Raw genomic sequence first — 14730 nt, 5'->3', positions numbered from 1 at the left:
CTCAGACATGGCCCCCTCTTTTCCGCTCTTTTTGCCTGCCGACGAGGCGCCCCATACGGCCTGGTACACCTTGACGGCTCGCTTCGCATCGCTTGGGGGGCTCGCTTCGCATCGCTCTTATTCTTTGCGCCGGTTGGCTCCCTCTCCCGCTTTGTTTCTCACGCTGGCGCGCTTTCCATCTCCCGCAGCCTGAACCGCTGTATCTTCCCCGTGGCTGTCTTCGGCAGCGCGTCCATGAACTCGATGATGCGAGGGTATTTGTATGGCGCCAGCCGTTCCTTGACGAAGGCTTTCAGCTCCGTCTCGCTCACCTGCGCGCCGGGTTTGAGCACCACGAAGGCTTTGGTCTTGGTGAGGCCCGCTTCGTCGGGGACGCCGATCACGGCGGCTTCGAGCACCGAGGGGTGCACCATCAGCGTGGCTTCCACTTCGAAGGGGGATACATAGATGCCGCTGACTTTGAGCATGTCGTCGCTGCGGCCAGCGTAGCTGTAGCTGCCGTCGGCGTTGCGTACGTATTTGTCGCCGCTCTTGGTCCAGCCGCCGCGGAAGGTCTCGCGCGATTTCTCGCGGTTGCCCCAGTACATCAGCGCCGCGCTCGGGCCCTGGATATAGAGGTCGCCGACGTCGCCGTCGGGCACCGGCCGGCCGTCTTCGTCGCGCAGTTCGACCACATAGCCGGGTACCGGCCAGCCGGTGGTGCCGTAGCGTACCTGTCCCGGACGGTTGGACAGGAAGATATGCAGCATTTCCGTCGAGCCGATGCCGTCGATGATCTCGCAGCCGAAGCGCGCGGTGAAACGCTCGCCGATGTCGGCCGGCAAGGCCTCGCCGGCGGATGAGCACAGGCGCAGCGAGACCTGTTCCCGCTGCGGCAGCCCGGGCGCGGCGAGCATGCCCGCGTAGCCGGTGGGCGCGCCGAAGAACACGGTCGGCTGGTTTTCCAGCCAGCGCTTGAAGGTGGCGTCCGGCGTCGGCCGTTCGGCCATCAGCACAACGGTAGCGCCCACGCTGAGCGGGAAGCTGAGGCCGTTGCCGAGCCCGTAGGCGAAGTAGAGCTTGGCCGCCGAGAAGCAGATATCGCTCTCGCACAATGAGAGGATGGGCTTCGCGTAAAGCTCGGCGGTCCAGTACGGATTGCCCTGGCTGTGCAGCACGCCTTTGGGACGCCCGGTGGAGCCCGACGAATAGAGCCAGAAGCCGGGATCGTCGGGGCCGGTACCAGCCGGCGCCGGTAGCGGCGCGTGGCCATCGATCAGCGCATCGAGCGCGATCATGCCGTGCGCAAGCGGCCCGGCGGGCCGGGAGACGATCACGCGCCCGATCTCATGGCCGCCCTGGGCGATGGCTTCCTGCAGCACGGGCAGCAGCGCGCCCGAAACCAGCACCGCCTGCGCGCGGCTGTGCTGCAGCATATAGGCGTAGTCATCGGCGGTGAGCAGGGTGTTGACCGCCACCGGCACRATGCCCGCGTATATCGCGCCGAGGAAGCACACCGGCCAGTCATTGCAATCGTGCATCAGCAACAGCACGCGCTCTTCGCGGTGGATGCCGCAAGCCTGCAGCGCGGCAGCGAGCCGGCGGATGCGGTCGGCCAGTTCGCCATAGCGCATGTGGCCATGGTCGTCGATATAGGCAACCTTGCCAGGCCGCTGCGCATTGCACGCGATCAGGTGCTGGGCGAAGTTGAACGGCGTCCCGGGCGGCTGGACCTGTGGTTCGGCTGTCATGCGTGTCTCCCCGTATCGGTGGTGTATTGATTTCGCCGGCGGCGCGCGCCTACAGGCGTTCCAGCACATGGGTGCCGGCCTGTACGGCGCTGCGCCGGTGATAGAAGTTCAGCGCGCGCAACCCGCCCAGCTCTTCGCCACCGCCGGCGCGGCCGGGGCCGCCATGCAGCGACTGCGGCATGACGTTGCCGTGGCCGGTGTGCAACTGGGCCACCTCGGGGGAGATCACGTGGACGCGTCCGTGGCTGTCGGCAAGTTCGACGGCGATGGCGGCCAGCGCTGCGGGATCGCTGCCATACAGCGACGCCACCAGCGATCCCTGGCCCCGGCGCACCAGGGCCAGCGCATGGGCGCCGTCGCGGTAGGGCAGCAGCGTGGCCACGGGGCCAAACACCTCGGTGTCGTGGACGCGACCGGCGGCGTCCGCATCGCGCGCGCCCAGCAGCGTGGGGCCGATGCAGCAGGCCACGGCAGGGTCGGCATCGACCAGCGCATGCGTGGCGCCGTCGTGCAGCACTTCGGTTTGCGCCTGCAGATAGCCGAGCCCTTCGCGCACGGACGCGAGTTGCGTCCGGCTGACCAGGGCGCCCATGCGCACCGACTCGTTGCGGGGATTCCCGACCGTGGTCTTGCGCAGGCGTGCCCCGATGGCTTCGGCGGCAGCGCCATACAAGGCCTCGGGCACGAAGATGCGGCGGATGGCCGTGCATTTCTGCCCGGACTTGACGGTCATTTCCCGCGCGGCTTCCTTGGCGAGCAGATCCAGTGCTTCGCTGCCTGCGGCCTCGCCAGGCAGCAGCAGGGCCGAGTTGACGCTGTCGGCCTCGATATTGACGCGTACCGAGCGTTGCGTCACCGCGGCATGCGAGCGGATCAGCGCGGCAGTCTCGGCCGAGCCGGTGAAGGAGACGACGTCGAATGGCTGCAACTGGTCGAGCAGTCCGGCCGCGCTGCCGCACACCACGGAGAGCGCGCCGGGCGGCAACACGCCCGCCTCGACCACATCTTTCACCATGCGCTGGGTCAGCCACGCGGTGGCCGTCGCCGGCTTCACGATCACGGGCACGCCCGACAGCAGCGCCGGCGCGGCCTTCTCCCACAACCCCCAGCCCGGGAAATTGAAGGCATTGATGAAGAGCGCCACGCCGCGCGTGGGTGCCAGCACATGTTGCGACTGGAAGAGCGGATCCTTGCCGAGGCGCGCGGCATCGCCGTCGATCAGGTAGCGGCGGTCGCCCAGCGACTCGCCGAGCTTCGCATAGGTGCCGAGGGTAAAGATGCCGCCATCGATATCCACCGCGGAATCGTTGTGCACGGTGCCGCTGTTGGCGGTGGCGATCTCGTAATACGCATCTCGGTTGGCTTGCAGGATCTTCTGCGCGGCGGCCAGCATGGCGGCGCGCTCGCGATAGGTCATGGCGCGCAATGCGGCACCGCCTTGCTCCCGCGCAAAGGCAAAGCCCGCCGCGAGGTCGAGCCCGGTGGCATCGACGCGCACCAGGGCATCGCCGAGGACGGGGTCGGACAGCGTCGTACCGTTGCCGGAGCCGGCCTGCCAGCGGCCGCCAAGATAGTTGGAAAGCAATTCGGTCATGGGGCGGTTCTCAGCGGGTGAAGTCGATGCGGCCTTCGGGCAGCAGGTAAAGGACGAGCGCGCGCCCACGGGTGACGGTGGGCCGGTGCGCGCTGCCCGGCGGGCAGACCAGCCAGCCGGCGGGGCGGCCGTCGAACTCGGCGCCGGCATCGACCGGCACGATCAGGTCGATCTCGCCATTGGGATGGGTGTGATGCGGGCCGGCGATGTCCTGCATATCGACCACGTCGACCGAAAAGCCATGCAGGTCGGCGGCCGGCTTGAAGATGCGGCCATAGCGGATGCCGCCGCCCTCGCGGTCGCACAGCCAGCCCTCGGCCACGCCGGTCTCGCAGGCGTTCTTCAGTGCGCTATAGGTAGGGCTGCCGACGCCGTGTTCGGCATTGAGCCAGGCATCCAGGGAGGCATCGAGAGGGCGGCCGGCAATGCGGGCCGTGAGCCGCGCGATCTGCTCGCGGAATTCGGTGGGGGACATGAAAGACGCTCCGTTAGACTTAGCCAGGTTGCATACCCGCGTTTCATGCATTATTGTGCATGAATGAAACATAGAGCCGTCACCAAACCATGTCAAGCACTATATTGCATGAAGCCGGGTTAACGCGGGATGCCCGCGATGCCAAAGACGACAGGGATGCCGATGCCGCGCACGGCAACGGCGCCAGCACCGAAGCCGGCTCCCATGAGAAAAATGCCTTTCTCGTCGCGCTGGGCGAGCGCGTGCGCGAGCTGCGCGCGCGGCGGGGTTTGACGCGCAAGGCCACGGCGCTGGCGGCCGGCGTCTCGGAGCGGCATCTCGCCAACCTGGAGTACGGCAGCGGCAACGCATCCATCCTGGTACTGCTGCAGATCGCCTCGGCGCTGCATTGCTCGCTGGCGGAGTTGCTGGGCGACGTGTCGACCTCTTCGCCGGAATGGCTGCTGATCAGGGAACTGCTCGAACACCGCGACGAAGGCACGCTGCGGCGCGTGCGCATCGCCGTGGGCGAGATGCTGGGCACCGGCGGCGGCAATGCCGCGCGCAGCCCGCGCGTGGCGCTGATCGGGCTGCGCGGCGCCGGCAAATCCACGCTTGGCGGCATGCTGGCCGAGGATCTTGGCTTCCCCTTTGTCGAGCTGAGCCGCGAAATTGAGAAGTTTGCCGGCTGCAGCATCTCGGAAATCCAGGGCCTCTATGGCATGAACGCCTACCGCCGCTACGAGCGGCGCGCCCTGGAGGAAGCCATCCAGATCTATCCGGAGGCAGTGATCGCCACGCCGGGCGGGCTGGTGTCGGACCCGGCGACCTTCAACCTGCTGCTGGCCCACTGCACCACGGTGTGGCTGCAGGCCAGCCCGGAAGATCACATGAACCGCGTGCGCGCCCAGGGGGACTTCCGCCCGATGGCGGCCAGCAAGGAGGCGATGGAAGACCTGCGGCACATCCTGGCTGGCCGCGCTGCCTTCTATTCCAAGGCGGATTTCACGGTCGACACCAGCGCGGAACCGCTCGAATCCACCTTCCTCGCGCTCCGGGAGCGCGTGCGTTACGCCTTGCAACTGCCCGTCTGAGCCTCTCCTCCGAAAGATGCACAATATTGCTTGACTGTTTTTCAGCACATGAACTATAGTTCTTTCACTGAATCACGACCCATGCACTATTGTGCTTCATCGCTGAGGAGACACTCATGACTACCGCCCCCCGCGTCGACTACCAGACCGACCCGTCCCAATACAAGCACCTCAAGCTGACGTTCGACGGTCCCGTTGCGACGCTGGCGGTGGACATTGACGAGAACGCTGGCCTGCGCCCCGGCTACAAGCTCAAGCTCAACAGCTACGATCTCGGCGTCGACATCGAACTGAACGATGCGGTCAACCGCATCCGCTTCGAGCATCCCGAGGTGCGTACCGTGGTGCTCACCAGCGGCAAGGACAAGGTGTTCTGCTCCGGCGCCAACATCTTCATGCTGGGCGTCAGCAGCCATGCCTGGAAGGTGAACTTCTGCAAGTTCACCAACGAAACGCGCAACGGGCTGGAGGATTCGTCGAAGCACAGCGGCCTGAAGTTCCTCGCCGCGGTCAACGGCGCCTGCGCGGGCGGCGGCTATGAACTGGCGCTGGCCTGCGACGAGATCATCCTCGTCGATGACCGCTCCTCCGCCGTGAGCCTGCCCGAAGTGCCGCTGCTGGGCGTGCTGCCCGGCACCGGCGGCCTGACCCGCGTGACTGACAAGCGCCACGTGCGCCACGACCTCGCCGATATCTTCTGCACCACCACCGAAGGCGTGCGCGGCCAACGCGCCAAGGACTGGCGCCTGGTGGACGACATCGCCAAGCCCGCCGTGTTCGCGCAGAAAGTGCAGGAACGCGCGCTGGCCCTGGCCGCGCAGAGCGACCGTCCGGCCGGTGCGAGCGGCGTGGCGCTGACGCCGGTTGCGCGCACGCTGGAAGACGATGCCTTGCGCTACACGCACGTCACCGTGGAGATCGACCGCGCCGGACGCAAGGCCAGCTTCACCGTCAAGGCGCCGTCGGGCCCGCAACCGCAAAGCGTCAGCGCCATCGCCGAAGCCGGCGCCGCCTGGTATCCGCTGCAACTGGCGCGCGAACTGGAAGACGCCATCCTGTCGATGCGCACCAACGAGCTCGACATCGGCACCTGGCTGATCAAGACCGAAGGCGATGCCGCCAACGTGCTGGCCATGGACGCCACGCTGCTTGCCAACAAGGATCACTGGCTGGTGCGCGAAACCATCGGCCTGCTGCGCCGTACCTTCTCGCGGCTGGATGTGTCATCGCGCAGCCTGTTCGCGCTGATCGAGCCGGGCTCCTGCTTTGCCGGCACGTTCCTCGAACTGGCGCTGGCTTGCGACCGCAGCTACCACCTGGCGCTGCCGGACGACGAAGCGCGCGCCCCGAAGATCACCGTGGCCGAGACCAATTTCGGCTTGTACCCGATGGTGACCGGTCAGAGCCGCCTGGGCCGCCGCTTCTACGACGAACAACCGGCGCTGGATGCGGTGCGCGCCAGGGCCGGCCAGCCGCTCGACGCCGACGCTGCGTTCGCGGTCGGCCTCGTCACCGCCAACCCGGACGATATCGACTGGACCGACGAAGTGCGCATTGCGCTGGAAGAGCGCGCGTCCATGTCCCCCGATGCGCTGACTGGCATGGAAGCCAACCTGCGCTTCAACGGCCAGGAGAACATGTTCACCCGCATCTTCGGGCGGCTTACCGCCTGGCAGAACTGGATCTTCCAGCGTCCCAACGCCGTCGGCGAGAAGGGCGCGCTCAAGGTCTACGGCAAGGGCGACAAGGCCGCGTTCGACTGGAATCGCGTCTGACGTTGTTCTTTAGTTAAAGCATCGTCGTGCGGCGCATGTCCGGGTGGGGCGCCGCACCTGAAATCGAACACGCGCCACCACATGCACAGCCAGCTTCGGAGACCATGATGTCCAGCATCAACTACAGCGACAAGATCCCCAACAACGTCAACCTCAGCGAAGACCGCACGCTGCAGCGCGCGCTCGAGCAATGGCAGCCCAATTACCTGAGCTGGTGGAACGACATGGGGCCGGATGGCTCGCAGAACTTCGACATCTACCTGCGCACCGCCATCAGCGTCGATCCGCAGGGCTGGGCGCACTTCGGCCATGTGAAGATGCCGGACTATCGCTGGGGCATTTTCCTGAACCCGGCCGAAGCCGACCGCAAGATCCATTTCGGCGACCACAAGGGCGAGGATGCCTGGCAGGACGTGCCCGGTGAATACCGCGCCAACCTGCGCCGCATCATCGTGACCCAGGGCGATACCGAACCCGCGTCGGTGGAGCAGCAGCGCCACCTCGGCCTGACCGCGCCGAGCATGTACGACCTGCGCAACCTGTTCCAGGTCAACGTGGAGGAAGGCCGCCACCTGTGGGCGATGGTCTACCTGCTGCACAAATACTTCGGCCGCGACGGCCGCGAAGAGGGCGAAGCGCTGCTGGAGCGCCGCAGCGGCCAGCAGGACAATCCGCGCATCCTGCAGGCGTTCAATGAAGAGACCCCGGACTGGCTGTCGTTCTTCATGTTCACCTACTTCACCGACCGCGACGGCAAGTTCCAGTTGTGCGCACTGGCCGAAAGCGCTTTCGATCCGCTCGCCCGCACCACCAAGTTCATGCTGACCGAGGAAGCGCATCACATGTTCGTCGGCGAGAGCGGCATCTCGCGCGTGATCCAGCGCACTTGCCAGGTGATGAACGAACTGAAGACCGACGATCCCGCCAGGCTGCGCGCCGCCGGCGTGATCGACCTGCCCACCATCCAGCGCTACCTGAACTTCCACTACAGCGTGACCATCGACCTGTTCGGCGCGGATGAGTCAAGCAACGCCGCCACCTTCTACAGCACCGGCCTCAAGGGCCGCTACGAGGAAGGCAAGCGCACCGACGATCACGTGCTCAAGGGCCAGACCTACAAGGTCCTGCAGGCGGTGGGCGGCCAGCTTGTCGAGAAGGAAGTGCCGATGCTCAACGCGCTCAACGAGGTATTGCGCGACGACTACATCAAGGATAGCGTTGCCGGTGTGGAGCGCTGGAACCGGGTCATCGACAAGGCCGGCATCCCGTTCCGCCTGAAGGTGCCGCACAAGGCGTTCCACCGCAATATCGGCGCGCTTTCCGGCGTGAAGATCGCGCCGGAAGGCCGGGTGATCTCGGACGCCGAATGGAAGGCGAACGTCGACCAATGGCTGCCGAGCGAGACCGACCGCGCCTTCGTGGCCAGCCTGATGGGCCGCGTGGTCGAGCCGGGCAAGTTCGCCGGCTGGATCGCGCCGCCGGTGATGGGCATCAACCGCCAGCCGGTGGATTTCGAGTACGTGCGCTTCAACTGAGCGGCACAAGAGAAAAGAGACAAGCGACAAGCGACAAGCGACAAGCGACAAGCGACAAGCGACAAGGGCGGGGGACTGCTGGACCCCACGCCCGAAGGCCCCGGCCACAGGGGCCGCTTCACCCCCGGAGATTGCCATGGACATGTCCGACATCCAGGTCATCAGGCAGCACCTGATCGACCCCGAGATCTGCATTCGCTGCAATACCTGCGAGGCTACCTGCCCGGTCTCGGCCATCACCCACGATTCCCGCAACTACGTGGTCGATGCCGACAAGTGCAACTCCTGCATGGCCTGCATCTCGCCGTGCCCKACCGGWKCSATCGACAACTGGCGCACCATGCCGCGCGTCAAGGCCTACAGCATCACGGAGCAACTTGGCTGGGAGACGCTGCCTGACGAGATGTCAGCCGAGCAACTGGCTGCCGAAGGCGTGGCGGCGGATGCCGAGCCGGTCCTTGAATCCGCGGCGGTGACGCTGCCTGCCGCCGTCACCGGCGACGACGTATTCAACAGCGCGCAGTCTGGCGCCACCGTGCCGCCGTGGTCGGCCGCGCACGCCTATACCAATCTCTACGGCGCCAAGGCCGCGTCCCGCTCGATCACCGCTACCGTCACCGGCAATGCACGCGTGACCGAAGTCGGCCGCGAGTACGATACGCACCACATTGTGCTGGACTTCGGCACTTCGCCTTTCCCGGTGCTGGAAGGCCAGTCGATCGGCATCGTGCCGCCTGGTGTGGATGCCAGCGGCCGGCCGCACCATGCGCGGCAGTATTCGCTTGCCAGTCCGCGCAATGGCGAGCGCCCGGGATATAACAATATCTCGCTGACCATCAAGCGGGTGCTGGAGGACCACCAGGGCAATCCGGTGCGCGGGGTGGCGTCAAACTATATGTGCGATCTGAAGGTGGGGGACAAGGTGGAGGTGATCGGGCCGTTTGGCGCGAGCTTCCTGATGCCGAATCATCCGCGCTCGAATATCGTGATGATTTGCACGGGTACCGGCAGCGCGCCTATGCGGGCCATGACCGAATGGCGCAGGCGGTTGCGCAAGTCCGGGAAGTTCGAGGGGGGCAAGCTGATGTTGTTTTTCGGTGCGCGCACGCAGGAGGAGTTGCCGTACTTCGGACCGCTGCAGAGCCTGCCCAAGGACTTCATCGACACCAACTTCGCCTTCTCGCGTACACCGGGTCAACCCAAGCGCTATGTGCAGGACGTGATGCGCGAACGCGCCGCCGACCTGGGGCCCTTGCTTGCTGATCCGAACACCTGCTTTTATGTTTGCGGGCTGAAGAGCATGGAGGAGGGGGTTGTGCTGGCGTTGAAGGATGTGGCGGAACAGGCGGGGTTGTCGTGGGACACCGTCGGCGCCGCGTTGAAGAAGGATGGGCGGTTGCATCTGGAGACGTATTGATCTATTAAGGGTGGGCGCCCGCCGGGAACGACGCGCCACACCCGGACCATGCCTGTTGCTCAAAACCCATAACTAAGCGACGCAATCACGCGGTTCTCCTGATGCACCCCGGTTCCTGCCCGCGGGTCAGACGGCCTGGCGCTTGTGCCAGGCCTCATACAGGTCCTCGCCTTCATCGCGAACGGGGATGCACTCCAGCGCCATTTCCCGCTCCGCCACCGGCTTTGCCAGTTCAATGTAGCCGCGCTCGGCCGACAGGTCGTACGGCGCGCCGGCTTCATTGGAGTAGGCGTAGTAGACCTTGCCGACGCCCGCCAGGTACATCGCGGTCAGGCACATCGGGCAGGGATAGCCGCTGGCGTACACCGTGCAGCCGGTGAGATCCGGCTTGCCCAGCGCGGCTCCGGCCGCGCGCACGGCCTGCATCTCGGCGTGGGCGGTCGGGTCGCAGGTGGCATCCACTTCGTTGACCGCCTTTGCAATGACCTCGCCGTTCCTGACCACCACCGCGCCGAAGGGCCAGGTGTTGCGCTCCCGGACATTGCCCATGGCCAGGCGGATCGATTCGATGAGGTGTTGTTCTGCTTGTGTCATGCGTGGACTCCGGGGAAAGATTTCAGGTTGTTTCAACTGCCGCGGTAGGTGGAAAAGCACCACGGCGAGCACAGCAGTGGCACGTGGTAGTGCTGCTTGGGGTCGGCTACCGAGAACCGCACCGGGATCACGTCGGCAAAGGCGCTGGCCGCCTTGAAATGCGCGCCGACCTGGAAGCGCAGCTCAAACTCGCCGGCGCGCGCCTGCGGCGCCGGCAGCATGGGCGCGTCCGTGCGCCCGTCGGCGTTGCTGCGCGTGCTGTTGAGCAGCGTGGGCGGCGACGTGCCCAGGTCGAAGAGGTCGATCTGCATGCCCGCGATGGGCCGGCCGCTGGCGAGATCGAGTACGTGTGTGCTGATGCCTGCCATCTGCTTGCTCCGTAGTTGAGAGAGTCAGTGAGAGTGTTCGTGCCGTTGTCCCGGGCCGTTGTCTTCAGCTGCCGCGGTAGTAGGTATAGCTCCACGGCCCGAACTGCACCGGCAGGTGGATGCGCTCGCGCGTATCCGCGACCTGGAAGCGGATCGGTACCTTGGACAGGAAACCCGGCCGCGGCAGCTTCGCCTGGCGCATTGCAAAGTAGTCGTCCACGTGCAGCAGGAGTTCGTAGCTGCCGGCGCGGTAGCTGTCGTCGATCAGCAGGGGCTCGTCCACGCGGCCGTTTGCGTTGATCGTCAGCGAGCGCAGCAGCGTGGGCTTGCCGTCCTTCAGCACGGAGAAGTCCACGCGCAAGCCGGTGGCGGGCACGCCATGGTAAGTGTCGAGCGTATGGATGGTCAGCCGCGGGCTCACGCCATGCAGCACGATCGGGCCTGCGTCCTGCGCCGGGGCCGGCGTGCCCGCGGGTGCCTGCGGCGTTGCCGCCAGGCCGCTTGCAGCCAGCAGCATGCCGCTGCCGAACAAGGCGCTGCCGATGGCGAACTGCCTGCGGGGCTGATCGACGTGTTCGGCAAGCGCGTTGGAATCGATGCGATGGTCTTTCATCTCAGGCCTCCTGGGTCTTCCTGGACTTCATGGTGTTGACGGTGGCTGCGATCCCGATGAGCACAAGGATGGCTGCCAGCAGTTCGATGGCGGCCACCAGGTAAAGCCCCGGTGCAATGCGTCCCGTGGCGTTCTTCACCAGGCCCATCAGGTAGGGCGCGCCGAAGCCCGCGAGATTGGACACCGAGTTGATCAGCGCCACGCCCACCGCCGCCGCGCCACCGGCCAGGAAGCGGTTGGGCAGTTGCCAGAACACGGGGATGGCGCTCATGGTCCCGGCCAGCGCGATGGTCATGGCCAGCAGCGCAAAGACCGGCGAAAGGCTGCCAAAGTCCATCAACAGCGCCAGCGTGCCCATGGCCAGGGCGCCGCAGATGGCGGGTGCGCTGAAGTGCCACCGCACCTCCTTCCTGCGGTCCGAATGCGCGCCGTTGGCGATCATGCCAACGGCGCCGCACAGGTAGGCCAGCGCGGCGATCCAGCCGATGGCGACCGGTGTCGTAAAGCCCACGTCCTTGATGATGGTGGGAATCCAGAACGTCAGGGTCGAGTTCGCGCACAGCAGGCAGAAGAAGATGGCGATCAGCAGCCAGACCTTGGGATTGCGGAACAGCGTGCGCCAGTCGGTGCCGCGCTCGCCCAGCGCCAGGTTGTCGCGCTCCAGCCCTTCGCGGATCACGCGCTTTTCTTCCGTGTTGAGCCAGCCGGCCTGCTCCGGCCTGTCAGTCATGTAGAAAAAGGCCACCACGCCGGCCAGCACCGAGGGAATGCCTTCGAGCACGAACAGCCATTGCCATCCATGCATGCCGTTGACCCCGGCCATCGACGTCATGATCCAGCCCGCGATCGGGCCGCCCAGCACGCCGGCGATCGCCGATGCCGACATGAAGGTGCCGAATGCCCGCGCGCGGCGCTCACTCGGATACCAGTAAGTGAGATAGAGGATCACGCCCGGATAGAAGCCTGCCTCGAAGGCGCCGAGCAGGAAGCGCAGCACATAGAACTGCGTGGGCGTGGTGACCAGCGACTGCAGCATGCAGATCACGCCCCAGCCGATGGTGATGCGCATCACGGTCTTCTTCGCGCCGATCTTTTGCAGCAGCATGTTCGACGGCACTTCGAACAGGAAGTAGCCCAGGAAGAAAATCCCCGCGCCCAAGCCGTAGACCGCCTCGCTGAAGCGCAGGGCATCCAGCATCTGCAGCTTGGCGAAGCCGATGTTGACGCGATCGAGCCAGGCGAGAATCCACAGCACGCCGAGAAACGGCAGCAGCCGCCATGAAACCTTGCGATAGACGCTGTCCTCCGTGCCGGCCGCGCTGGCGGTGTAAAGAGGGGCGATCTGCTCTGTTGCAGACATGGTGTCTCCTTGGTTGAGTCCCGTACATGCGGGCTGCATTTGCTTTGAGGCAGAGTACATGAGCGCGCCGCGCAAAGTTAACCGGGGGCCTGCTATAGAGCGCATATCAGAGTTGATATCCGTGGCGGACCGGTGTCGCATCCGTGTCGGTAACCGGGGCGTATGAGACGCCTGAGGCGCAGGCAAGTGTCCGGGTTCGACCGAATCGCGCCTGGCGGCGCATCGATGGTAGAAGGAGGGAGCGGCGAAGCGCGCCGCGTCAGCCCGGTTTTGTCGGCGGACAATCGTGTGCGGCGCCAGTTGTCGGGCGATCCGGGCCGCCGGGCATGTCCCGAACAAGGAGTGTTGGAGTGATCCGAGCAGACGACCCGTTCGACACCTATCTGCTGCGTGTGTTGTGCACGCTGATCGCGGAACAAAGCGTATCGCGCACGGCGATCCGCCTCAACCAGTCCCAGCCCGCCATCAGCGCGGCGCTCAAACGGCTGCGCGAAATCTTCGGCGACCCGCTGCTGAACCGGGAAAAGAACGTGATGGTGCCGACCGAGCGCGCGGTGCAACTGGCCCGCAGCGCCCAGGCCGCGCTGGTCGCGCTGGACAAGCTGCTGGTCGACGAGGAAGCCTTCGATCCCGCCACCACGGAACAGAACTTCACGGTGGCGATGCCGGACTACCTGGCTCCGACCTTCTTCGCGCACGTGGTGAAGGCGTTCAGGGCATCGGCGCCGCGGGCCAGGCTGGTGACGCAGGCGCTCGGGCCGCAATATGACTATGAACAGGCCCTGGCGGAAGGTACCGTGGATATCGTGATCGGCAACTGGCCCAGCCCGCCCGAGCACCTGCATCTGTCGGTGCTGCTCGAAGACGAAGTCGTCTGCGTGCTCGCCGACGACAATCCGCTGGCGAAAGCGGGCAAGATGACGGCCGAAGCCTATCTGCAGGCGCCGCACATCGTGCYGATGCCATATTCGCGCGGCCAGCGCGGCGTGGTGGAGAYCGGCCTGGGCACGCTGCGGCTGCACCGCGACCGCAAGGTCAGTTGCCCGTATTTCAGCCTGGCGCCCAACCTGATCCCGGGCACGGACCTGATCCTGACCACCGCGCGGCATTTCGCCAACTACTACGCGGCGAGCCTGCCGCTCGCCATCGTCGGCTCCCCGATCTCGTTCCCGTTCATGCGGTTCTACCAGTTGTGGCACCCGTCGCGCCATCGCTCTGCCTCGCACGTGTGGCTGCGTGGCTTGCTGACCGATGCCTCCGAGGAACTCCGGCGCCTGCGCGACATGCCCAGGCAGGCCTAGCGGCGCGGCCCCATCCGGAATTGCTATACGTGTTATAGGAGCCAGCCCCTCCTGCCCGGACCGCCTTCGTCCCTATACTCGGCGCATCGATTCATCTCACCCCCGAAACCGGACGACGACATCCCATGCAAGCGAACCACGACCTCCACGCCATCAATGCCATGGACAAAGCCACGTTCACGCGTGCCCTGGGCGACGTGTTCGAACATTCTCCCGAAGTGGCCGAAGCGGCCTGGGAGGCGCGCCCCTTCCCCACGGTTGCCGCGCTGCACGACGCGATGATGGCCGCGATCCGCCGCCGCGACGAGGCGGCCCAGACCGCTTTCCTGTGCCGCCATCCGCCGCTCTCGGCGCGTGCCATCCGCGCCGGCGCGCTGACCGAGGCGTCGAGCGCCGAGCAAAAGAGCGCGGGGCTGGATGGGCTGGCGGAAAGCGAGGAAGCACAACTGCAGTCGATGAACCAGGCTTATCAGGTGCGGCATGGCTTTCCCTTCATCATCTGCGTGCGGCATTACACGCGGGACGGAATCTTCTTCGAACTGGAGAAGCGCACCGGCCGCAGCACCGCGCGCGAGCTGGAGGAAGCCCTGGACCATGTGCAGGCCATTACCCGCGGGAGGCTGCAGCGCTGCATCGGGTTTGCGGCGGGTCACCCTGTGCAGGGAAAATGAGAAAAGGCGGCCCCGCCGGGCCGCCTTTCTTATTTGCCTGCTACCGGGCGATCTCAGAACTGCGCTTCGCTCAACGCATTGACCGGCACCGCGCCTGCCACGACGGCATCGCGCAAGGCCGACGCCTGCGACAGGATGTGCTCCGCGAAGAAATGCGCGGTCGCGATCTTGGCATCGCTGAAGGAAGGATCCTCGCCACGCTTCGCATCCGCGGCCAGCATCGC

General features: G+C 65.8%; 14 protein-coding genes. 6 read left to right on the top strand and 8 right to left on the bottom strand.

Annotation, left to right across the window (positions count from 1 at the left end; translation table 11 throughout):
* Positions 1–158: 158 nt before the first annotated feature.
* The 3 genes from AC1DKD_RS29200 to AC1DKD_RS29190 are packed head-to-tail and all read right to left on the bottom strand — an operon-like array spanning position 159 to position 3799.
* Entirely contained in the window at positions 159–1730 is a 1572-nt protein-coding gene (locus AC1DKD_RS29200; RefSeq protein WP_441636440.1) for a benzoate-CoA ligase family protein, read from the bottom strand.
* 49 nt (positions 1731–1779) lie between these two features.
* Positions 1780–3324 (bottom strand): 3,4-dehydroadipyl-CoA semialdehyde dehydrogenase, encoded by a 1545-nt coding sequence (locus AC1DKD_RS29195; RefSeq protein ID WP_441636438.1) that lies wholly within the window; start codon positions 3322–3324, stop codon positions 1780–1782.
* A gap of 10 nt (positions 3325–3334) precedes the next feature.
* Positions 3335–3799, bottom strand: a complete 465-nt coding sequence (locus tag AC1DKD_RS29190; RefSeq protein ID WP_441636436.1) for a DUF4863 family protein — start codon at positions 3797–3799, stop codon at positions 3335–3337.
* An 89-nt stretch (positions 3800–3888) separates the two neighbouring features.
* On the opposite strand from AC1DKD_RS29190, the gene AC1DKD_RS29185 reads away from it, so the two are divergent.
* The 4 genes from AC1DKD_RS29185 to boxA all read left to right on the top strand — a co-directional run bounded on the left by AC1DKD_RS29185 (position 3889) and on the right by boxA (position 9599).
* Positions 3889–4872, top strand: coding sequence for a helix-turn-helix transcriptional regulator (locus AC1DKD_RS29185; protein WP_441636434.1), 984 nt, complete (start codon positions 3889–3891; stop codon positions 4870–4872).
* 116 nt (positions 4873–4988) lie between these two features.
* Positions 4989–6647, top strand: coding sequence for a 2,3-epoxybenzoyl-CoA dihydrolase (boxC, locus tag AC1DKD_RS29180; RefSeq protein ID WP_441636432.1), 1659 nt, complete (start codon positions 4989–4991; stop codon positions 6645–6647).
* Positions 6648–6754: 107 nt separating this feature from the next.
* Complete coding sequence (gene boxB, locus AC1DKD_RS29175) at positions 6755–8182, top strand: benzoyl-CoA 2,3-epoxidase subunit BoxB (protein WP_441636442.1); 1428 nt, start codon at positions 6755–6757, stop codon at positions 8180–8182.
* 136 nt (positions 8183–8318) lie between these two features.
* Positions 8319–9599, top strand: coding sequence for a benzoyl-CoA 2,3-epoxidase subunit BoxA (boxA, locus tag AC1DKD_RS29170; protein ID WP_477144013.1), 1281 nt, complete (start codon positions 8319–8321; stop codon positions 9597–9599).
* A gap of 126 nt (positions 9600–9725) precedes the next feature.
* Here the strand turns inward: boxA and AC1DKD_RS29165 are convergent, their stop codons facing one another.
* The 4 genes from AC1DKD_RS29165 to AC1DKD_RS29150 all read right to left on the bottom strand — a co-directional run bounded on the left by AC1DKD_RS29165 (position 9726) and on the right by AC1DKD_RS29150 (position 12534).
* Positions 9726–10193 carry a nucleoside deaminase gene (locus AC1DKD_RS29165; RefSeq protein WP_441636428.1) on the bottom strand — a complete coding sequence of 156 codons (468 nt, stop codon included), beginning with the start codon at positions 10191–10193 and terminating at the stop codon, positions 9726–9728.
* Between the two features lie 32 nt (positions 10194–10225).
* Positions 10226–10561: a hydroxyisourate hydrolase gene (gene uraH / locus AC1DKD_RS29160; protein WP_441636426.1), complete on the bottom strand. Its 336-nt coding sequence runs from the start codon at positions 10559–10561 to the stop codon at positions 10226–10228.
* Between the two features lie 64 nt (positions 10562–10625).
* Positions 10626–11174 (bottom strand): hydroxyisourate hydrolase, encoded by a 549-nt coding sequence (gene uraH, locus AC1DKD_RS29155; protein WP_441636424.1) that lies wholly within the window; start codon positions 11172–11174, stop codon positions 10626–10628.
* A gap of 1 nt (position 11175) precedes the next feature.
* A complete protein-coding gene (locus AC1DKD_RS29150) occupies positions 11176–12534 on the bottom strand; it encodes an MFS transporter (RefSeq protein WP_441636422.1) in 1359 nt (452 codons plus the stop codon).
* Between the two features lie 350 nt (positions 12535–12884).
* Between AC1DKD_RS29150 and AC1DKD_RS29145 the strand changes: the two genes are divergently transcribed.
* Both AC1DKD_RS29145 and uraD read left to right on the top strand, forming a co-directional pair.
* Complete coding sequence (locus AC1DKD_RS29145; protein WP_477144012.1) at positions 12885–13835, top strand: LysR family transcriptional regulator; 951 nt, start codon at positions 12885–12887, stop codon at positions 13833–13835.
* Positions 13836–13960: 125 nt separating this feature from the next.
* Complete coding sequence (uraD, locus tag AC1DKD_RS29140) at positions 13961–14506, top strand: 2-oxo-4-hydroxy-4-carboxy-5-ureidoimidazoline decarboxylase (protein ID WP_441636418.1); 546 nt, start codon at positions 13961–13963, stop codon at positions 14504–14506.
* Positions 14507–14559: 53 nt separating this feature from the next.
* Here the strand turns inward: uraD and AC1DKD_RS29135 are convergent.
* A partial coding sequence (locus AC1DKD_RS29135) for an acyl-CoA dehydrogenase C-terminal domain-containing protein (protein WP_477144014.1) occupies positions 14560–14730 on the bottom strand: 171 nt, incomplete at its 5' end.

It is taken from the genome of Cupriavidus sp. 05T313 (assembly GCF_056396665.1).
The sequence above is the reverse complement of the archived record's forward strand: the minus strand, read 5'-3'. Positions and strand labels throughout refer to the sequence as shown.